20 protein-coding genes and 1 tRNA gene are annotated in these 18,528 nt (G+C 71.2%); 12 read left to right on the top strand and 9 right to left on the bottom strand.

The window, feature by feature from the left end; genetic code table 11:
• Window positions 1-97 precede the first annotated feature (97 nt).
• The 9 genes from ACPYN4_RS02795 (at window position 98) to der (ending at window position 9,030) form a co-directional block, all read left to right on the top strand.
• Window positions 98-1,333, top strand: coding sequence for an aminotransferase class V-fold PLP-dependent enzyme (locus ACPYN4_RS02795; protein WP_315551790.1), 1,236 nt, complete (start codon window positions 98-100; stop codon window positions 1,331-1,333).
• A 1-nt stretch (window position 1,334) separates the two neighbouring features.
• Window positions 1,335-2,417 carry a hypothetical protein gene (locus ACPYN4_RS02800; protein ID WP_315551788.1) on the top strand — a complete coding sequence of 361 codons (1,083 nt, stop codon included), beginning with the start codon at window positions 1,335-1,337 and terminating at the stop codon, window positions 2,415-2,417.
• Between the two features lie 171 nt (window positions 2,418-2,588).
• Window positions 2,589-3,422 (top strand): ParA family protein, encoded by an 834-nt coding sequence (locus tag ACPYN4_RS02805; protein ID WP_315551804.1) that lies wholly within the window; start codon window positions 2,589-2,591, stop codon window positions 3,420-3,422.
• On the top strand, window positions 3,406-4,287 hold the full coding sequence (locus ACPYN4_RS02810; protein ID WP_281652044.1) for a segregation and condensation protein A: 882 nt from the start codon (window positions 3,406-3,408) through the stop codon (window positions 4,285-4,287). The genes ACPYN4_RS02805 and ACPYN4_RS02810 overlap by 17 nt, the downstream gene beginning before the upstream one ends.
• Window positions 4,277-4,888 carry an SMC-Scp complex subunit ScpB gene (gene scpB / locus ACPYN4_RS02815; protein WP_239280334.1) on the top strand — a complete coding sequence of 204 codons (612 nt, stop codon included), beginning with the start codon at window positions 4,277-4,279 and terminating at the stop codon, window positions 4,886-4,888. The genes ACPYN4_RS02810 and scpB overlap by 11 nt, the downstream gene beginning before the upstream one ends.
• Window positions 4,885-5,658 (top strand): pseudouridine synthase, encoded by a 774-nt coding sequence (locus ACPYN4_RS02820; RefSeq protein ID WP_239280332.1) that lies wholly within the window; start codon window positions 4,885-4,887, stop codon window positions 5,656-5,658. The genes scpB and ACPYN4_RS02820 overlap by 4 nt, the downstream gene beginning before the upstream one ends.
• 8 nt (window positions 5,659-5,666) lie before the next feature.
• The gene (locus ACPYN4_RS02825) at window positions 5,667-6,788 is read left to right on the top strand and encodes a prephenate dehydrogenase (RefSeq protein ID WP_239280330.1); all 1,122 of its coding nucleotides are present in this window, start codon (window positions 5,667-5,669) and stop codon (window positions 6,786-6,788) included.
• Entirely contained in the window at window positions 6,785-7,483 is a 699-nt protein-coding gene (cmk, locus tag ACPYN4_RS02830; RefSeq protein ID WP_315551785.1) for a (d)CMP kinase, read from the top strand. The genes ACPYN4_RS02825 and cmk overlap by 4 nt, the downstream gene beginning before the upstream one ends.
• Window positions 7,484-7,494: 11 nt before the next feature.
• Complete coding sequence (gene der, locus ACPYN4_RS02835) at window positions 7,495-9,030, top strand: ribosome biogenesis GTPase Der (RefSeq protein WP_312678068.1); 1,536 nt, start codon at window positions 7,495-7,497, stop codon at window positions 9,028-9,030.
• A gap of 29 nt (window positions 9,031-9,059) precedes the next feature.
• Here der and ACPYN4_RS02840 read toward each other — a convergent pair whose 3' ends face one another.
• Both ACPYN4_RS02840 and ACPYN4_RS02845 read right to left on the bottom strand, forming a co-directional pair.
• Window positions 9,060-9,794, bottom strand: a complete 735-nt coding sequence (locus tag ACPYN4_RS02840; protein WP_424445554.1) for an anaerobic ribonucleoside-triphosphate reductase activating protein — start codon at window positions 9,792-9,794, stop codon at window positions 9,060-9,062.
• The gene (locus ACPYN4_RS02845) at window positions 9,764-11,623 is read right to left on the bottom strand and encodes a ribonucleoside triphosphate reductase (RefSeq protein ID WP_287271194.1); all 1,860 of its coding nucleotides are present in this window, start codon (window positions 11,621-11,623) and stop codon (window positions 9,764-9,766) included. The genes ACPYN4_RS02840 and ACPYN4_RS02845 overlap by 31 nt, the downstream gene beginning before the upstream one ends.
• Window positions 11,624-11,874: 251 nt before the next feature.
• Between ACPYN4_RS02845 and ACPYN4_RS02850 the strand changes: the two genes are divergently transcribed.
• Window positions 11,875-12,801, top strand: coding sequence for an NUDIX domain-containing protein (locus ACPYN4_RS02850; RefSeq protein ID WP_424445555.1), 927 nt, complete (start codon window positions 11,875-11,877; stop codon window positions 12,799-12,801).
• 64 nt (window positions 12,802-12,865) lie between these two features.
• Here ACPYN4_RS02850 and ACPYN4_RS02855 read toward each other — a convergent pair whose 3' ends face one another.
• From ACPYN4_RS02855 to ACPYN4_RS02865, 3 genes are read right to left on the bottom strand one after another with little or no spacing between them, the layout of a single operon-like run.
• Window positions 12,866-13,249: an RNA-binding S4 domain-containing protein gene (locus ACPYN4_RS02855; RefSeq protein ID WP_239280320.1), complete on the bottom strand. Its 384-nt coding sequence runs from the start codon at window positions 13,247-13,249 to the stop codon at window positions 12,866-12,868.
• Complete coding sequence (locus tag ACPYN4_RS02860; RefSeq protein ID WP_281652051.1) at window positions 13,246-13,959, bottom strand: lysoplasmalogenase; 714 nt, start codon at window positions 13,957-13,959, stop codon at window positions 13,246-13,248. The genes ACPYN4_RS02855 and ACPYN4_RS02860 overlap by 4 nt, the downstream gene beginning before the upstream one ends.
• A 4-nt stretch (window positions 13,960-13,963) precedes the next feature.
• Window positions 13,964-14,317 carry a GNAT family N-acetyltransferase gene (locus ACPYN4_RS02865; RefSeq protein WP_348649235.1) on the bottom strand — a complete coding sequence of 118 codons (354 nt, stop codon included), beginning with the start codon at window positions 14,315-14,317 and terminating at the stop codon, window positions 13,964-13,966.
• A 333-nt stretch (window positions 14,318-14,650) separates the two neighbouring features.
• On the opposite strand from ACPYN4_RS02865, the gene ACPYN4_RS02870 reads away from it, so the two are divergent.
• Both ACPYN4_RS02870 and ACPYN4_RS02875 read left to right on the top strand, forming a co-directional pair.
• Window positions 14,651-14,724 (top strand) — tRNA-Pro (locus ACPYN4_RS02870).
• 83 nt (window positions 14,725-14,807) lie between these two features.
• The gene (locus ACPYN4_RS02875; protein ID WP_239280316.1) at window positions 14,808-15,566 is read left to right on the top strand and encodes a group I intron-associated PD-(D/E)XK endonuclease; all 759 of its coding nucleotides are present in this window, start codon (window positions 14,808-14,810) and stop codon (window positions 15,564-15,566) included.
• Between the two features lie 11 nt (window positions 15,567-15,577).
• Here the strand turns inward: ACPYN4_RS02875 and ACPYN4_RS02880 are convergent, their stop codons facing one another.
• From ACPYN4_RS02880 to nrdI, 4 genes are all read right to left on the bottom strand, one after another.
• Window positions 15,578-15,793: a helix-turn-helix domain-containing protein gene (locus tag ACPYN4_RS02880; protein ID WP_281652053.1), complete on the bottom strand. Its 216-nt coding sequence runs from the start codon at window positions 15,791-15,793 to the stop codon at window positions 15,578-15,580.
• Window positions 15,793-16,284 (bottom strand): DUF2975 domain-containing protein, encoded by a 492-nt coding sequence (locus ACPYN4_RS02885; protein ID WP_424445556.1) that lies wholly within the window; start codon window positions 16,282-16,284, stop codon window positions 15,793-15,795. Before ACPYN4_RS02885 ends, ACPYN4_RS02880 begins: the two co-directional genes overlap by 1 nt.
• A 70-nt stretch (window positions 16,285-16,354) precedes the next feature.
• Complete coding sequence (locus ACPYN4_RS02890) at window positions 16,355-17,713, bottom strand: flavin monoamine oxidase family protein (protein ID WP_424445557.1); 1,359 nt, start codon at window positions 17,711-17,713, stop codon at window positions 16,355-16,357.
• Window positions 17,714-17,739: 26 nt separating this feature from the next.
• Entirely contained in the window at window positions 17,740-18,180 is a 441-nt protein-coding gene (gene nrdI / locus ACPYN4_RS02895; protein WP_076691077.1) for a class Ib ribonucleoside-diphosphate reductase assembly flavoprotein NrdI, read from the bottom strand.
• Window positions 18,181-18,528 lie beyond the last annotated feature (348 nt).

Here is an 18,528-nt window from a genome sequence, read left to right on the forward strand (position 1 = left end):
TCGGCGTCGGCGCCCGGGCCGGGGAAGGTGCTGGCGGCGGCATTTGTCACGGTCGCTGCGGGGACGGCGGGACCATCCGACGGCGGAGGATCGAGCCATGGCCTCTTCGGGCGGCATCCGGTCGCTGTTCACCCGCACCTCTGCCGCGTCGGTCGCCCCGGCCGCGACGCCCGCCGATCGCGCGGACTTCGCCTACCTGGCGGATCAGGACATCTACCTCGACTCGGCCTGCCAGACCATGCGCCCGCAACCGGTGATCGACGCCGTGACGGCGTACTACACCGAGGACAACGCGTGCGGCGGGCGCGTCCGCTACGACGCCGGCCGCCGGGTCGACGAGCAGGTCGCCGCGACGCGGGCGGCCGTGCTCGACATGCTCGGGCTGTCCCGGCAGCGCTACGCGTGCTCCTTCACGCTCAACACGACCTACGGCCTCAATCTGCTGCTGCATCAGCTGCCCGCGGGCCGCTATCGCCGCGTCGTCACGACGCACACCGAGCACAACTCGGTGTTCCTCGCGACGATGGCGTTCGCGCGGCGCACCGGCATCCCGCGTCTCGTCGTCGAGCGCACCGCGGGGGTGGTGCAGGTCGACGACGACGCCCTCGTCGACGCGCTCGTCGTGGTCAGCGCGATGGACAACGTCCACGGCGCCGTCACCGCGAACCTCGCCGACCTCGTCGCCCGCACGCACCGCCGCGGCGGGACGGTGATCGTCGACGCCGCCCAGGCGGCGCCGCACGCCCTCGCGGCCCTGCGCGGAACCGCCGCCGACGCGGTGTGCTTCTCGGCGCACAAGATGTACGGCCCGTCGCTCGGTGTCGTCGCCGCCAGCCGCGACCTGCTCGCCGCGCTCGAGCTGACCTTCGTCGGCGCCGGCCAGGTCGCCGCCGTCACCGAACACGACTTCGTGCCCGCCGACGAGCCCCACACCCGGCTCGAACCCGGCCTGCAGGCGTGGGCGGAGATCATCGGGTTCGGCGCCGCGCTGCGGTGGTTCGCGCGGCATGAGGACACCATCGCGCAGCGCGAGGAGAGCCTCGCGGCGCGCCTGTACGACGGGTTGCAGAGCCTGCCGCACCTGCGGGTCGTCTCACCCGCGGCATCCGCCGTCGTCTCGGTGCTGCCCGAGCGCGTCGACGCGCACCGCCTCGCCGTGTTCCTCGCAAAGGCGCACATCTCGGTGCGCAGCGGCCACTTCTGCGCGCACCACTGGCTGCAGGAGCGCGAGGCGCTGCCTCCGCTCGTCCGCTTCAGTCTCGGCGCCCACAACACCGGCGCCGATGTCGACCGTGCCCTTGAGGTCATGGGCCGCATGATGCGGGGGCTGTGACATGGTCTGCATCGTCGCCTTCGTCGTGGTGCTCGTGCTGTCCGCGGTGTCGGCGAAGTACCGCCGGCTTCTGGGCCGTGCGTGGGGATGCTTCGCCCGCCGTGTGACGCTCCGTCCGTGCGACACCTCGTTCCGCGACGACGTGAAGAGCTCCCTGCTCGCGCCGCTCGCCGTGCGGGCGCCCGCACTGGTCAAGCCCGCGAGCATCGCGATCGAGGTCGTCGCGTGGGTCATGGTGCTCTCGCTGATCGTGAGCCTGTACCTGCTCGGCCGCTCCGGCCTGAACCTCTTCGTCTACGGCACGTGCGACAAGCAGGACACCCAGTCGTGCGCGCTCGCCGCCGAGGCGTGCTCCATCGGCAGCGAGACGCCGGGGTTCTGGGAGTCGATCGGCCGCGGCGACGTGTTCGGTGCGTTCGGCAACGAGTTCGGCTCGGTCGGGCAGACCATCGCCGCGATCCCGAGTCGACTGAAGACGTGGGATGCCGCGGAGTACACCGCCGCGAACGCGACGTACCTCGGCGGCTACCGGGACGGCCTGCCGGTCGCTCTCGAGGTGCTCGACCCGGGCTGCCGGTTCTGCGCCGAGCTGTTCCGCAACATCGAGGAGTCCGGCTTCGCCGACACCCACAACGTGACCTACCTCGCCTACCCGATCTCGTCGGGGTTCGGATCGAAGTTCCCCAACTCGCCCCTCGTCGCGTCCTACCTCGCCGCGACGCAGGCCTTCGAGGCCGAGCGCGCGGGACTGTCCGGCACCACCGGCGACTGGTACATCCTCGAGCAGCTGTTCACGGGCCAGAACGCGGGGGGCACCGGCTGGCAGGAGTGGATGAACGAGGCGGATGCCGACGACGCCCGCGCCCGGCTGCAGGACTGGCTCCGCGACGCCGGCTACACGGACGCGGAGGTCACGGCGATCGACCGGCTCGCGGCATCCGACGCCGTCGCCGAGACCCTCGCGCACACGCGGCGCGTCGTCGAGGACGACATCCAGACCGTCGCGATCCCCACCCTCATCGCCGGCGGGCGGCTGCACGCGGGCCTCGCCGACGCGGACACCCTCCGCGACATCGGCCGCTGAGCCCGCCGGTCCCGCGCCGGTCCCGCGCACGTCGCACGGGTGCTCCGCCGCGCGTCCGGCCGGGCACGGCCCGGCCGCTGTGCGAGAATCGGTCAGACGCGAAAGAAGGCAGGAGTGTCGGTGACGGACAAGGCGCGGGGGACGAAGAAGGCCTCCTCGGAAGACATCCCGATGGGGCCCACAGGCCGGCCCTATCACGGCTTCCCGACCCCGCCGCCGCTCACGGGCCACGGCCCCGCCCGCATCATCTCTCTCTGCAACCAGAAGGGCGGCGTCGGCAAGACGACCACGACCATCAACCTGGCCGCCTCCCTCGCGCAGTATGGGCGCAAGGTGCTCGCCGTCGACTTCGATCCGCAGGGCGCACTGTCGGCCGGTCTCGGCATCGCGACGCACGACGTCCCGACGATCTACGACCTGCTGCTGGACACCAAGCGCGACCCGCACGAGGTGATCGTGCACACCTCGGTCGAGGGCCTCGACGTCATCCCCGCCAACATCGACCTCTCCGCCGCCGAGGTGCACCTCGTGAACGAGGTCGCCCGCGAGACGATCCTCGCGCGCGTGCTGCGCAAGGTCGCGGAGGAGTACGACGTCATCCTCGTCGACTGCCAGCCTTCGCTCGGCCTGCTGACCGTCAACGCGCTCACCGCGAGCCACGGCGTGCTCATCCCGCTGGAGTGCGAGTTCTTCGCGCTGCGCGGCGTGGCGCTGCTGATCGAGACGATCGACAAGGTGCGCGACCGGCTGAACCCGTCGATCGAGCTCGACGGCGTCCTCGCCACGATGTACGACCCCCGCACGCTGCACTCCCGCGAGGTGCTGGAGCGAGTCGTGGAGGCGTTCGGCGACGACGTGCTGGAGACCGTCATCGGGCGGACGGTGAAGTTCCCCGACGCCTCGGTCTCGGGCGTTCCCATCACGACGTTCGCGCCGGAGCACGCCGCGGCCCAGGCCTACCTGCGGCTGGCGCGGGAGCTGGTCGCCCGTGGCGCCGTCGCCTGATCCTTCCGCACCCGCAACGGCCGACGAGGCGTCCGACCCGGCTCGCCCGTCGCACGAGCCCGCCACCCCGACCCCCGAGCCTGCCGAGGGGTTCCGCGTCTCGCTCGGCAACTTCGACGGTCCGTTCGACCTGCTGCTGACCCTGCTCGGCAAGCATGAGCTCGACATCACCGAGATCGCGCTCAGCAAAGTCACCGACGAGTTCATCTCGTACCTGAAGGGCCTGGATGCCGAGGAGGAGCTGGAACAGGCGTCCGAGTTCCTCGTCGTGGCGGCGACCCTCCTCGACATGAAGGTGGCGGGGCTGCTGCCGCAGGGAGAGCTGGTGGATGCCGAGTCGGTCGCCCTCCTCGAGGCGCGCGACCTGCTGTTCGCGCGGCTGCTGCAGTACCGCGCGTTCAAGGAGGTGTCGGCCTGGTTCGAGCGGAGCCTGCGCCGCGAAGACCGCCGGCACGTGCGCTCGGTCCGCCTCGACGAGAAGTACCGCACGGCCGTGCCCGAGCTCGTCTGGACGCTGTCGAAGGAGGACTTCGCGGCGCTCGCGATGCTCGCCTTCGCGCCCAAGGAGATCCCGCATGTCGGGCTGGACCATCTGCACGCGCCGCTCGTGTCGATCCGCGAGCAGGCGGCCGTCGTCGTGACGCTGCTGCGCGACGCGGGGACGCTGAACTTCCGCGAGCTCGTCGCCGGGGTGACGCAGACCGGCGTCGTCGTGGCCCGGTTCCTCGCCGTGCTGGAGCTCTACCGCCACGCCGCCCTCTCGTTCGAGCAGCTTGAGCCGCTCGGCGAGCTGACCCTGCGCTGGACCGCCGAGCGCTGGTCCGAAGAGAACCTCGCCACCCTGGGAGCCGACTATGACCGCTGACGTCACCGACATCGCCGACGACACCCCGCCGCGCTCGCAGCAGCCCGTCGACATCGCACGACGGCTGGAGGCGATCCTCCTCGTCGTCGACGAGCCGCAGAGCCTCGTGGCGCTCGCCGCCGCGGTCGGCTCGCCGGTGCCCGCCGTGCGCCAGGCCGTCGCGGGGCTCGTCGCCGACTACGACGGCGAGACCGGCGGTCCGCGCCGCGGGTTCGAGCTGCGCGAGGTGGGCGGCGGCTGGCGGCTCTACGTGCGGGAGGAGCACGACGATCTCGTGAGCGAGTTCGTGAACGCCCAGGCCCCCAGCCGGCTTTCACAGGCGGCGCTGGAGACCCTCGCCGTCATCGCCTACAAGCAGCCCGTCACCCGCAGTCAGGTCGCCTCCATCCGCGCCGTCAACGTCGACTCCGTCGTCCGCACGCTCGTCGCCCGCGGCCTCATCACCGAGCTGTTCACCGATCCGGAGACCGGTGCCATCAACTACGGCACGACCGACGCGCTGCTGGTGAACCTCGGCATCAACTCGCTCGACGAGCTGCCGCACATCTCGCCGCTGCTCGACGACGGGTCGGACGGCTTCGACGCGGAGACCCTCCGATGAGCGCGCAGAATCCGGCGGATGCCGAGGGCGTCCGGCTGCAGAAAGTGCTCGCGAACGCCGGGGTGGCCTCGCGCCGCGTCTGCGAGCAGTACATCGTCGAGGGGCGCGTGCGCGTGAACGGGCAGGTCGTCACCGAGCTCGGCACGCGCATCGACCCGGCATCCGACCTCGTCGACGTCGACGGCACCGCGATCCAGCTCGACGCCACCAAGCGCTACATCATGCTGAACAAGCCGACGGGCGTCGTGTCGTCGATGAAGGACGAGCAGGGCCGCCCCGACCTGCGCCGCTACACGCGGGAGTGGCCGGAGCGGCTCTACAACGTGGGGCGGCTGGATGCCGAGACCAGCGGCCTGCTCGTGCTGACGAACGACGGCGACCTCGCGCACGTGCTCGCCCACCCCTCGTTCGGGGTGACGAAGGTGTACATCGCGAAAGTCGACGGGCGGGTGACGGCGCAGACGATCGCACGACTGGTGAAGGGCATCGAGCTGGAGGACGGGCCGATCGCCGCCGACAAGGCGCGGCTGCTCGGCACGGAGGGCGGGACGAGTCTCGTCGAGCTCACGCTGCACTCCGGCCGCAACCGGATCGTGCGCCGCATGATGGCCGAGGTCGGCCACCCCGTCGTCGACCTCGTGCGGCGCCAGTTCGGCCCCCTGCACCTGGGAACCCTCCCGGCGGGGCGCGCACGCGAGTTGACTACAGTGGAACGCGGTGCGCTGCTGACGATCGCGCGCCGCAGCACCCCCGACCCCGAGCATGACTGAGTGACGCCGTGACCGATACCACCGCCGCCGAGGCGCGTCCGCGCGCCGCGCGCACGTCGGGGACGGTGCGCGTCGTCGGAGCCGGCCTGCTCGGGTCGAGCATCGGCCATGCGCTGCGCGGCCTCGGCGTCGACGTCGTCCTCGCCGACGCTTCGCCCGCGCAGCTGCGCCTGGCGATCGACTACGGCGCCGGGCGTGCCGCCGCGGACGATGACCGGCCGGGACTCATCGTCGTCGCGACGCCCCCCGATGTCGTCGCCGACGTCGTCGAGCGCGAGCTGGCGTCCTACCCCGGCGCCGTCGTGACCGACGTCGCGAGCGTGAAGCTCGAACCACTGCGCGAACTGCGCGCCCGCGGGGTCGACCTCACCCACTACATCGGCTCGCATCCGCTGGCCGGTCGCGAGCGCGGCGGGGCGATCTCCGCCCGCGCCGACATCTTCGTCGGCCGCCCGTGGGTGGTCTGCCGCGACGGGGAGACCCCGGCATCCGACCTCGCCCTCGTCGAAGGACTCGCGCTCGACCTCGGGGCGACGCCCATCGAGATGACGCCCGAGGAGCACGACCGCGCCGTCGCGCTCGTCTCGCACGTGCCGCAACTGGTCGCCTCGCTCCTGGCCGGGCGGTTCGTCGACGCGCCCGACGGGTCGCTGCGGCTCGCAGGTCAGGGGGTGCGCGACACGACGCGCATCGCCGCGTCCGCCCCCGAACTGTGGGTGCAGATCCTCGGCGCGAACGCCGCGCCGGTCGTCGACGTGCTCGACGCGCTCGCGGACGACCTGCGCGCCGTCGCCGACGCGCTCCGCGCGCCGGAGCAGCCCGGCGCCCGCCGCGCCGTCGCCGACACGATCCGCCGCGGCAACGACGGCGTGGAGCGGCTGCCCGGCAAGCACGGGCAGAACCGCCGCTTCGAGAGCCTCGTGGTCATGGTCGATGACACGCCCGGTCAGCTCGGCCGCCTGTTCGGCGAGCTGGGCGAGCTCGGCGTCAACGTCGAGGACCTGCGGCTCGAGCACTCCCCGGGTGCCCAGTTCGGCCTCGCCGAGATCAGCGTCACCCCGAGCGTGCTCCGCCACGCCGAAGAAGGCCTCGCCGAGCGCGGCTGGAAGATCGCGAGCATCCCCTCATGACCCTTTCGTCATCTGCCGAGACCGGTGCCGCGCCGGTCACCATCGCCATCGACGGCCCCGCCGGCTCGGGCAAGTCGAGCGTCTCCAAGCAGGTCGCGCGCGAGCTCGGCTACGGCTATCTCGACACCGGCGCCGCCTACCGCGCCCTTGCGTGGCACGCGTTGGCGCAGGATGCCGACACCGCCGACCCGGGCGCCGTCCTCGCCGCTGCGGCGGAGTTCCCCTACGCCATCTCGCTCGACCCCGACGACTACTGGGTGCGGGTCGGGGAGACGGATGTGACGGACGCGATCCGCGAGCCGCGGGTGTCCGACGCCGTCAGCGGCGTCGCGCGGGTGCCCGCGGTGCGCGCGCAGGTGACCGAGCTGTTCCGGGCGCTCGTGGCGGAATCGGGACTCCCGGGCGTCGTCGTGGAGGGCCGCGACATCACGACCGTCGTCGCCCCCGACGCGCCGGTGCGGATCCTCCTCACCGCCGCTCCCGAGGTGCGCGCGGCCCGCCGCAGCGCCGAGCTCACGTCGCACGACGCCGCCGCGGTCGCCGAGGCGCTGCACCGACGGGATGCCGCGGACAGCACCGTCGTCGACTTCCTCACCGCCGCGGACGGCGTCACGGTGGTCGACTCGACCCACCTCGATTTCGCACAGACCGTGGCCGCCGTCCTCGACGTCGTCGCCGCGGGGAACACCCACTGACGGGAGCGCAGATGAGCGCCAACACGCACGACGACGCCGAATACGAAGCCGGCCCCGACCAGCTCGAGGAGAAGCTCGCCAACCTCGACGAGGAGCTGGCCGATCAGCGCGCCGTCGCGCTGCGCGCGTCGCTGTCGGATTACGAGCTCGATGAGGAGGACGACGAGCTGCTCGCCGGCTTCACGGCCGGCGGAGAGGTCGTGCAGACCCTGCCGGCGCTCCCCGTCGTCGCGATCGTGGGGCGGCCGAACGTCGGCAAGTCCCAGCTGGTCAACCGGATCCTCGGCCGCCGCGAAGCCGTCGTGGAGGACACCCCCGGCGTCACCCGCGACCGGGTGACGTACAAGGCGGAGTGGATGGACCGCCGGTTCTCGCTCGTCGACACCGGCGGGTGGGAGCCCGACGCGCGCGGCATCGACCGCTCCGTGGCGGCGCAGGCCGAGGTCGCCATCGAGCTGTGCGACGTCGTGCTGTTCGTCGTCGACGCCATGGTCGGCGCGACGGCGACCGACGAGGCCGTCGTGAAGCTCCTGCGCAAGACGGACAAGCCGGTCTTCCTCGTCGCCAACAAGATCGATGACGCCCGGCAGGAGCCCGAGGCGGCGGCACTGTGGAACCTGGGTCTCGGCGAGCCGCACCCCGTCTCGGCGATCCACGGCCGCGGCGTCGCGGACCTGCTCGACGAGATCATGAAGGTGCTGCCGGAGGTCTCCGCCGTGGCGAAGGCCGAGCTCGGCGGCCCCCGCCGCGTCGCGATCCTCGGCCGCCCGAACGTCGGCAAGTCGTCGCTGCTGAACAAGGCGGCGGGCGAGGAGCGGGTCGTCGTCAACGAGCTCGCCGGGACGACCCGCGATCCGGTCGACGAGATCGTGGAGCTCGGCGGCAAGCTGTGGCGGTTCGTCGACACCGCCGGCATCCGTCGCCGCGTGCACCTGCAGCAGGGCGCCGACTTCTACGCGTCGCTGCGGACCTCGGCGGCCCTCGAGAAGGCCGAGGTCGCGGTCGTCGTGCTCGACGTGTCGGAGTCGATCAGCGTGCAGGACCTCAACATCATCGACCTCGTGCTCGAGTCGGGTCGCGCGCTCGTGCTGGCGTTCAACAAGTGGGACCGCCTGAACGACGACGACATGGAGAACGCCGACCGGCGCCGCTACCTCGAGCGCGAGATCGAGCAGGACCTCGCGCACGTGACGTGGGCGCCGCGCGTCAACATCTCGGCGCGCACCGGGCGTCACCTCGACAAGCTCGTGCCGGCGCTCGAGACGGCGCTGGAGTCGTGGGATCAGCGGATCTCCACCGGCAAGTTCAACGCGTTCCTCGCGGAACTCGTCGCCGAGCACCCGCACCCGTTGCGCGGCGGCAAGCAGCCCCGCATCCTCTTCGGCACGCAGGCCTCGACCCGCCCGCCGACGTTCGTGCTGTTCACGACCGGGTTCCTCGACCCCGGCTACCGCCGGTTCATCCAGCGGCGCCTGCGCGAGATCTTCGGTTTCGAGGGCACGCCGATCGTGACCAACATGCGGGTGCGCGAGCGCCGCCAGCGCTGACCCGGCCGCGGCGGCGCGGAAGTGGTTTCTCAGCGCACGACGAGACTCGCGAAACGCTCGACGGGGAGGTCGTCGAGCCGGAGCGGTGCCGCCTCGGCATCCCCGACGCGGGGGAGCGGATGCCGGGTGCCCGTCTCGCGGAACCGCTGCACCGCCCAGCAGTCGACGCCCGCGTCGGCGAGGCGGCAGCCGAGCTCGCGCAGCCCGTCGTCGTCGATCGCGGCGGCGTGCACGGTCGTGCGCACCTCGATGTCGAGCGGCCGGTCGCTGCCGGCGCGCAGCACGCGGTTGCCGAGCACCAGCTCGAGCGAGCGCCAGGCGGCGTCGGCGCTGGGCGCGCGGCCGGTGACCTGGGCGTAGCCCGACGGCAGGGCCTTGATGTCCAGGCCCACCCAGTCCACGTGCGGCAGCGCGCGGGCGAGGAGCCCCGGGTAGGCGCCGCCGGTGTGCAGGCCCACAAGGAACCCGAGCGCCCGCACCATCCGCATCGCCGGGATCAGGGCCCGCTGCATCGTCGGTTCGCCGCCGGAGAAGACGACCGCGTCGAGCAGGCCGATGCGGTCGCAGAGGAGGTCCGTGACATCGCTCCAGGTGATCTCGCCCTCCGCCCTCGGGTCGATGAGGGCGGGGTTGTGGCAGTAGAAGCAGTTCCACGGGCACCCCTGCAAGAAGACCGTCGCGGTCATCATGTCGGGCCAGTCGACCGTCGAGAACGGCGCGATGCCGGCGATGTTCAGCTCACAGGCTGCAGCGGTGCGGACCATGACTCCTCCTGCGCGGTGGGGGCGACGAAGTATCTCCGCTCCTGAGCTTCGCCCTTCTTGCCGATGTTGAAGCCGGCTATGGGCCGGAAGTAACCCATCACCCGCGTCCACACCTCGCACGCGGCGGCGCACGTGGGGCAGGTCTCGTGATGGCCGGAGACGTAGCCGTGTTGCGGGCAGATCGAGAACGTCGGCGTGATCGTCAGGTAGGGCAGCCGGAAGCGTTCCAGAGATCGGCGCACGAGTTCGCGGCAGGCGGATGCCGACTCCATCGCCTCGCCGAGATACAGGTGCTGCACGGTGCCTCCGGTGTATTTCTGCTGCAGCGGCTCCTGCATCGCCATGGCCAGGAACGGGTCGCTCGTGTAGCCCACGGGCAACTGGGAGGAGTTGGTGTAATACGGGTTCGCCGTCGTTCCAGCGTGGCGGATGCCGCCGGGGGCGGTCATGCCCGAGGTGAACCGGGCGATGTCCTCTTTCGCGAAGCGGTAGGTGGCGCCTTCGGCGGGGCTCGCCTCCAGGTTGTACATGTGGCCGGTCTGCTGCTGGAACTGCGTGATCCGGGTGCGCACGTGATCGAGCAGGCGCATCGCGAGGGTGGCCCCGGCATCCGTCGTGATGTCCTCGGCGTCGCGGGTGAGGTTGCGGACGTACTCGTTGAGACCGTTGACGCCGATCGTCGAGAAGTGGTTGTCGAGGGTGCCGAGATAGCGCAGCGTGTAGGGGAAGAGGCCGCCGGCGAGGTGGCGCGAGATGACGGCGCGCTTGGCTTCGAGGCTGTCGCGCGAGATCTCGAGCAGTTCGTCCAGGCGGGCGAGGGCGGCGCTTTCGTCCCCGGAGTGCAGGAAGCCGAGGCGTGCGCAGTTGATCGTGACGACGCCGATGGAGCCGGTCTGCTCCGCCGAGCCGAACAGGCCGTTGCCGCGTTTGAGGAGCTCGGTGAGGTCGAGCTGCAGGCGGCAGCACATCGACCGGATCATGTGCGGGTCGAGGTCGGAGTTGAGGAAGTTCTGGAAGTACGGCAGGCCGTACTTCGCGGTCATCGCGAACAGGGCGTCGACGTTCTCGCCGTCCCAGTCGAAGTCCTTCGTGATGTTGTAGGTCGGGATGGGGAAGGTGAAGGCGCGGCCGTCGGCGTCGCCGGCGGTCAAGACGTCGATGAAGGCGCGGTTGATCATCGCCATCTCCGGCGCGAGGTCGCCGTAGGTGAACGGCTGCACCTCGTAGCCGACGAGGGGATGCTGGTCGCGCAGGTCGTCGGGGCAGACCCAGTCGAACGTGAGGTTGGTGAAGGGCGTCTGCGTCCCCCAGCGGGAGGGGACGTTGAGGTTGTAGACGAACTCCTGCATCGCCTGGTGGACCTGGGCGTCGGTGAGGCCGTCGAGGCGGACGTAGGGGGCGAGGTAGGTGTCGAAGGAACTGAAGGCCTGTGCGCCGGCCCACTCGTTCTGGAGGGTGCCGAGGAAGTTGACCAGCTGGCCGAGGGCGCTGGACAGGTGCTTCGGGGGAGTGCTGGAGATCTTGCCGGCGACGCCGTTGAACCCCTGCTCGAGCACCATCCGCAGCGACCAGCCGGCGCAGTAGCCGGCGAAGACGTCGAGGTCGTGGATGTGGAGGTCGCCGTCGCGGTGCGCCGTTCCCGCCTCGGCGGCGTACACCTCGTCGAGCCAGTAGTTCGCGATGAGCTTGCCGGCGGAGTTGAGGATCATGCCGCCGAGCGAGTACCCCTGGTTCGCATTCGCGTTGATGCGCCAGTCGGCGCGCGCGAGGTACTCGTCGATCGTGCTCTTGACGGCGACGGCGCGCGCGGGGGAGTCGGGGGTGGTCATAGCGGGGATCCTCTCTTCAGGCTGTCGGGGCGGTGCGACCACAATATGTAGTGGCAATGCACGCTGTCGCGTCTATATGTGGCGTGTCGCGATTGTGTCCTGACCACACGGGCCGTGAATAACCTGGGGGTTGCGGTGCGGTGCGGGGCGTGCGGGTGCAACGGGTGCGGGGTCGGCGCGTCTGTACGCGTCGATGACGGCGATGGTCGCCGGGAGGTACCGGGCGCGGCGCGGTGTGACAGGCTGAACGGGTGACGATCGTGCCGCCCGCCCCCGGTGAGCCGCGCCGCCCGTCTGGGCCGCGCGACCCCGGTGATGCGTGGGTCGTGACCGAGGACGGCGCGAAGTACTGGGGCCGGTTCGGCGCGGCAGGGCTGCTCGCGGTCGACCCTCGCCGTGGGGTGCTGCTGCAGCATCGCGTCTCGTGGAGCCACTTCGGCGACACGTGGGGGCTGCCCGGCGGCGCGCGGCACGAGGGAGAGTCGGCGTGCGACGCGGCGCTGCGGGAGTCAGCCGAAGAGGCCGGGGTGCCGGCATCCGCCGTGCGTCCGCGCCTTCTCAGCGTGTACGACATCGGGGTGTGGAGCTACTCGACGCTGGTCGCCGACGTCGTGGCGCCGTTCGAGCCGGTGATCAGCGACCCGGAGAGCCGTGAGCTCGCGTGGGTGCCGGTCGACGAGGTGGACGCGTATCCGCTGCATCCCGGGTTCGCGGCGGCGTGGCCGCAGCTGCGGGCGCTGCTTGCGGTGCACCCGGCCGTCGTGGTCGACGCGGCGAACGTCGTGGGATCGGTGCCCGACGGATGGTGGAAGGACCGCGCCGGCGCGACGGCGCGGCTGCTTCAGGGTCTTCGTGTGCGAGCGCGCGAGGGGACGGATGCCGCGGAGCTCGCGCTGCCGGCGGACACGTGGTTCCCGACGTTCACGGTGGTCGTCGAGGGTCAGGCGCGCGAGGTGGCCGCGGACCCGGGTGCGGGTGTGGACGCCGACGCGGGCGCGGGGGTCGAGGTCGTGCGGGCGCCGGGGTCGGGGGACGACGCGATCGTCGCGGAGACAGCGCGCCTGGTCGATGCCGGGCGTACCGTGACCGTCGTGACGAGCGACCGCGAGCTGGCGGCGCGGGTCACCGCCCTGGGCGCGACGGTGCGCGGCGCGGGCTGGCTGCGCGACCTGCGCTGAGGCTCGCGCCCCGGCATCCGCTCTCTGCGCCCGGCATCCGCCGACCGCTTCCGAGGTCAGCCCGTCAGTCGCCGTCCCAGCGCGCGGGGTCGTCGCGGCCGCGCAGACGGTCGATGTCGCGGCGCTCTCGCTTGGTGGGGCGCCCGGCGCCGCGGTCGCGGACGGCGAGCTGGGCGACGGGTTCCCGGACCGGCGTGCGGTCCTCGGCGGCCGCGGCGGCCAGTGGTGCGCCGACGCGCTTGGTGAGCAGCTGGCGCACGACGAGGATGCGGTCGAAGCCCGCGATCCGCACGCGCACCTCGTCGCCGATGCGCACGGGCTGTGCGGCTTTGGCGCGGTCGCCGCCGATGCGGACGTGGCCGGCGCGGCAGGCGGTGGTGGCGGCCGAGCGGGTCTTGTAGACGCGGACGGCCCAGAGCCACGCGTCCACCCTGACCGATTCGCTCACCGCGGCTCCTCGCGCAACAGGCGGACGATGCCGTAGGCGAGCAGCCCCTGCCCGATCGTGTATGTCAGCATGACCCAGGGGCCGGCGAGGAGGCCGGTCTGGTCGGGCAGGAACAGCCGCAGCGCGAGGATCGTGTCGGAAGCCAGGAAGAACGCGCCGCCGGCGGTCGTGATCGCACCGCCGCGCGTCGCAGCGACCGCCGTGCCGCCGAGGACGAGGCCGTACAGCGCGACGGCGATCGCGAGGGCGCCGAGGCTCGGCCACAGGACCGCGACCATGAGCACCCACCACACGACGTAGATCAGGGTCCAGCGCGGTACCGCTCGCCGCGGGAGGAAGCGGAGGAACAGGAGGATGTAGGCGAGGTGCGCGAGACCGAAGCACAGCAGCATTGCAGGCAGCTCGTCGTCGAGGAACGGGAAGAAGAACCCGGCGCCGTCGCCGAGCCACGAGAAAGCGAGCGCGACGAACAGGACGGATGCCGCGCGGGTTGCGGTGGAGGTGTCGAACGACCCGCGCAGCGCCCACAGTGCGGCGATCGCGAGTGCGGGCATGAGCATGAGCTTCGTGGGGAAGACGATGACGTCGGGGCCGACCACGCCGCTGACGATGTGGATCGCCGAGACGAGCGCGTAGAGTCCGAAGCCCCACCAGCGGGTGCGATCGGCGAACGCGGGGCGGGTGCGGGGATGCGCCGGGTCGAGGGTCACGCAGTCATCGTACGGTCAGCGACACGATCGGTCGTGCCGGCGCGGGGCGAGCCACCTCATGGAAGCCCGCGTCGAGGAAGCTGGAAAGCGCGCCGTGGAAGAGCTCGTTGGCGGAGGTCTTCATCGCGTCGACGTCGACGGGGTATCCCTCGATCACGCGGGCACCGTGGGTCGTGGCGTGGGCGATGGCGGCGCCGAGCAGCTGGTTCGCGAGGCCGACGCCGCGGTGCTCGCGGCGCACGACGAAGCAGCTGATCGCCCACACGGAGGTGTCGTCGAACGGCTCCGGTGACTGCTGGAACGCCTTCGTGAGCGCGAGGCGGGGCTGCTCAGGGCGCGGTGAGACACCTTCACCCACCCCGCGGGCTCGCCGTCGACATAGGCGATGAGGGCGGATGCCGGAGTCTGTGCGAGGTCGGTGCGCAGCAGTTCGCGCCGCTCGTCGTGCGTCGTGGCGTTGAAGTCCTTGTTGCGCAGCATCCACCACTGGCACCAGCAGGAGGCGCCGTCGCCTCCGCCGGTGAGGGCGTGCTCCGCGTCGGCGAAGCGGTCGGCGGATGCCGGGGCGATGACGATCTCTGTCATGCTCCGACGGTACGCCGGGTCACCGACATGCAGAAGACGCGTGCGTTCGCGAGCGCTCCGCCGAGCGGGTAGGATGGTGGAGTTGCCCGCGCGCGGGCGGCGGATCCGGGACGTGGCGCAGCTTGGTAGCGCACTAGACTGGGGGTCTAGGGGTCGCAGGTTCAAATCCTGTCGTCCCGACGGAAAAGCCCTGATGAGGAGATGCTCCCATCAGGGCTTCGTCGTTTCCGCGCGGTGTCTGTGGCCGAGAGTAGCGTCTCAGTATGGTGAGGGCGCGGACATATTCGGACGACGCGCTGGCGGATGCTGTGGCGGCGTCAACATCGTGGCGCGGTGTCTTGCGTGCGCTCGGACTCGTCGCCACATCTGCAGGAGCCATGCGGTCCGTTCGAACGCATGCCGATCAACTCGGCCTTGCCTACGAGCATTTCCGTGGCGGTCGGCGGTGGACAGAAGCGCAACTACGTGCCGCTGTTGCTGCAGCCTGTGAATGGGGCGAGGTCGCGGCTGCGCTCGGGCTGGAGGACGGCCGTGCCGTCACGACGATCAAGGGTCATGCGGCGCGTCTGGGTCTGAATGTCCGCCACCTCACGCAGAGGGCGGAACTCGGCCCGCCGCACCACCCCGACGCGACTCGTCTCTCCCGGGCCGGTTCGCTCTTGGCGGCCGCGTGGTACGCGCTGTGCGGCTACGACGTCGCCTGGCCGCTGGAGCCGAGCCGATACGATCTCGTCGTTCGGCGCGCTGGCATCATGCGGCGTGTGCAGGTCAAGACCACGACGTCGCGACGCAACGGTCACTGGCAGGTCTTCCTCTCGACCACTCACAGGGAGCGCACCACATACGATCCCGACGACGTCGATGAGTTCTTCATCATCAGCGGTGACCTCGCCTGCTATGTCATCCCGCTCGAAGCCGTGGGCGGGCTACATGCGATCCATCTCACGGCCTACGAGCGGTACCGCGTCGTCGGATTCGACCAGGGCCTTGGCGTCCGGGAGATGACGGCCTGGTCGGTGTAGTCCCGCCGAGCTCAGTCTTCGTCGTCCGGCACCCAGCGCAGGAGGTCGCCGGGCTGGCACTCCAGCGCCGTGCACAGCGCGTCGAGGGTCGTGAAGCGCACCGCCTTGGCGCGCCCGTTCTTCAGCACGGCGAGGTTAGCCGGGGTGATGCCGACGAGCTCGGCGAGGGTTCCGACGGCCATCTTGCGGCGCGCGAGCATCACGTCGATGTCGACGACGATCGCCATCACACCACCTCATCGAGCTCGGCGCGGAGCGTCTGCGCCTCGGCATCCCGGTCGATCGCCTGCGCGAGCAGGCGCCGCATGACGACCACCAGCAGCGCGACCCCGGCGATCGTGAACGCGCCGCCGCAGATGAGCGCCACGAGTCCCGGCGCGGGACCGCCGGGCGCAAGTGCGACCGCGAGCGCGAAGGTGAGGACGGATGCTGCGGTGATCGCCCCGATGATGATGTCGATGTACCGGAACGAGCGCACCGAGAACACCGCGCCGCGGCGCACGAGCGTCAGCAGGCGCCACACGCACACCGCGAACACCTGCAAGGTGAGGATGCCCGCCGCGAAGATCACGATGAACACGATCCGGCCGGGGACGGGCGTCCCGGCATCCGCCAGGTCGTTCCACACCAACGGCAGCATGACGAGCTGGACGAAGAGCGACCCCGCCAGTGACAGCGCGATCATCACCTTGAGCACCGCGATGGTCACTCCATGCATGGCATTGCCTCCCGTGAGTCGATGGAAATCTATCGTAAAACAATAGATTCATCAACGCTACGAACCGGCATCAGCTCCAGACGTCGGCGATCGGGATCTCGCGTCCGAGCACGCGCTCGGCGGCACGGTGCCCCGACAGCAGCGCTCCCGGCACAGTGGCGGGGTCGTCGGTCCACGTCGCCTCGCCCGCCAGGTGCAGCACGCCGCCGATCGGCTCGGCGAGATCGTCGTGGTCGGCCGGCACCGACCCGACGGCCATGTACGCGTACGCCCCGTGACTGAACGGGTCGTCCTGCCACGCCGTCCGCTGCATCGCGACGGGCTCCGGCACCGCGTCGCCGTACAGCCGCCGCAGCTGCGCCAGCACCGAGTCGGCGACCTGCGCGTCGGTCCACTCCCGTGTCGCGACGGCGGCCGGCCCGGCGGCGAAGGTCAGCAGCGTGGGGGAGTCGTGGAGTGCTGTCAGGTCGTACCAGGAGTGCCACCACGCCCCCTCCGGGCCCTGCTGGCGGATCGCGTAGACGCCCTCGTCCCAGAACCGGTGCGAGAAGCGGAGGAACACCTTCTCGAACGCGTTCATCCGCAGTCGCGACAGCGCCGCGGCGTGCCGCTCCGGCAGCGCCGGCTCGATGGCGAAGTCCGCGGACTGCAGCACGCCGACCGGCACCGTCACGACCGCGCTGTCCGCCGTGAACTCCGCACCGGTGCTCGTGCGCACCGTGACCCCGCGCGATGACCACCGCACCGACGCGACGACGTGACCGAGGCGCACGTCGAGGCCCTCCGCGATCGCTAGCGGCAGCCGGTCATAGCCGTCGGGGAAGACGACCTCGTCCCCGTACACGTGGTCGTCTTCGAGCCCACGCGCGCCCATGTCCTCGATCCACGCGCCGTACTGCTCCTCCGACCGGTGCTCCAGGTACTCGCGCACCCTTTGCGCGCGCTCGGCGGACCAGCCCTGCCGCGCGATCGCCTCGTCGGTGACGTCGCGATACGACGCCGTGACGTCGGATGCCACGATCACCGCATCCAACTCGGCATCCACCGCGTGGATATCGGCGACGTACGCCGCCGCCTCCGCGTCGGTGAGGCGCCGGCCATCGGGGCCGTAATGCGCGATCGGACGGCTGTCGGGCTGATACCCGCCCACCGTGAACTCGATCATGCGCATGCCGAACGCGGTGGCGGCCGCGGCCACCGGGCTGTCGTCGATCCCGTGGATCCACGACGCGCCGCGATCGGTGACGTACCCGTCGGAGCGGTCGGTCCACACGCGCCCGCCGACGCGGTCGCGCGCCTCCAGCACGACGACGCGGTGCCCGGCCTTCGTCAGCAGTCTCGCCGCGGTGACCCCGGCCACGCCGGCCCCCACGACGACGGTGTCGAATTCGGACATGATGTCCTCCCGCTGCCGAACATACCGCGGCACGCCGCGGCGGGAGAAGCGTCCCGGGCTCAGCCCGTGCTGCGGACCTCGGCGAGCGCTTCGTCGAGGCTCGCGAGGATCGCGGCGCACCGCTCGACGTCCTCACGCGTGCCCGACAGCTCGAACTCGAACAGCACGGGCCGGCCCGACCGTTGCGACAGGTCTCGTGCGGCGGCCTGGTAGTACTCGCCGAAGTTGCGGTTGCCCGAGCCGATGATCCCCACCATCCGCCGCCGGGTCATCGGCGAGCGCAGAAACGCGCGCACTCCCGCCGGCAGCGTCACCTCGGCGGCGTTGCCGGCCTTGTACGAGGGCGTCAGCAGCACCCACGGCCCCGTGGGCTCGCTGCGGCGCACCTCGCTGCGCGCGAGGTTCAGCACGCGCCGTCCGTCGATGCGCGCCAGAGCCTCCGCGAAACGCCCCGTCAGATTCGATGACGAGGAGTAGTAGTACACGGGGATCTTCCGCATGCTCCCAGTGTCGTCCGCGCGACGAGACCGCGCGAGGCCCCACCGGCGTGACAAATCCCTCCGGTGTCGCCGACGAGGTACGAGTCGGGGCCGTCGGTGCCCATGCCGACATAGTCGGTCGCGACGATCGTGTAGCCGCGGTCGAGCATGAGCCGCATGCCCTCGATGAGATGCCGGCAAGGAGCGCGGCGAAGAACGCGATCCAGTGCGGATGCCGGCGCCCGCGCCGACGCGGGGGCGGTCGCTCGGCGGCATGCTCGGAGCCTAGGGCACGGTGGCCGCGGCCGGGAGGTGGTGCGTGGGAGAGGCCTCCCGGCATCCTCTTGTGTGGTCAGACCACATGTGTCA

The organism is Microbacterium sp. CH-015, assembly GCF_049707015.1.
In the GTDB taxonomy this organism is placed as follows: Bacteria; Actinomycetota; Actinomycetes; order Actinomycetales; family Microbacteriaceae; genus Microbacterium; species Microbacterium aurum.

Bases quoted from the DNA above. Each gene is read 5' to 3' on its own strand.
- ACPYN4_RS02795 (WP_315551790.1), top strand. From the start codon at position 98: ATGGCCTCTTCGGGCGGCATCCGGTCGCTGTTCACCCGCACCTCTGCC.
- ACPYN4_RS02800 (WP_315551788.1), top strand. From the start codon at position 1,335: ATGGTCTGCATCGTCGCCTTCGTCGTGGTGCTCGTGCTGTCCGCGGTG.
- ACPYN4_RS02805 (WP_315551804.1), top strand. From the start codon at position 2,589: ATGGGGCCCACAGGCCGGCCCTATCACGGCTTCCCGACCCCGCCGCCG.
- scpB (WP_239280334.1), top strand. From the start codon at position 4,277: ATGACCGCTGACGTCACCGACATCGCCGACGACACCCCGCCGCGCTCG.
- ACPYN4_RS02820 (WP_239280332.1), top strand. From the start codon at position 4,885: ATGAGCGCGCAGAATCCGGCGGATGCCGAGGGCGTCCGGCTGCAGAAA.
- cmk (WP_315551785.1), top strand. From the start codon at position 6,785: ATGACCCTTTCGTCATCTGCCGAGACCGGTGCCGCGCCGGTCACCATC.
- der (WP_312678068.1), top strand. From the start codon at position 7,495: ATGAGCGCCAACACGCACGACGACGCCGAATACGAAGCCGGCCCCGAC.
- ACPYN4_RS02840 (WP_424445554.1), bottom strand. From the start codon at position 9,794: ATGGTCCGCACCGCTGCAGCCTGTGAGCTGAACATCGCCGGCATCGCG.
- ACPYN4_RS02845 (WP_287271194.1), bottom strand. From the start codon at position 11,623: ATGACCACCCCCGACTCCCCCGCGCGCGCCGTCGCCGTCAAGAGCACG.
- ACPYN4_RS02875 (WP_239280316.1), top strand. From the start codon at position 14,808: ATGGTGAGGGCGCGGACATATTCGGACGACGCGCTGGCGGATGCTGTG.
- ACPYN4_RS02880 (WP_281652053.1), bottom strand. From the start codon at position 15,793: ATGGCGATCGTCGTCGACATCGACGTGATGCTCGCGCGCCGCAAGATG.
- ACPYN4_RS02885 (WP_424445556.1), bottom strand. From the start codon at position 16,284: ATGCATGGAGTGACCATCGCGGTGCTCAAGGTGATGATCGCGCTGTCA.
- nrdI (WP_076691077.1), bottom strand. From the start codon at position 18,180: ATGCGGAAGATCCCCGTGTACTACTACTCCTCGTCATCGAATCTGACG.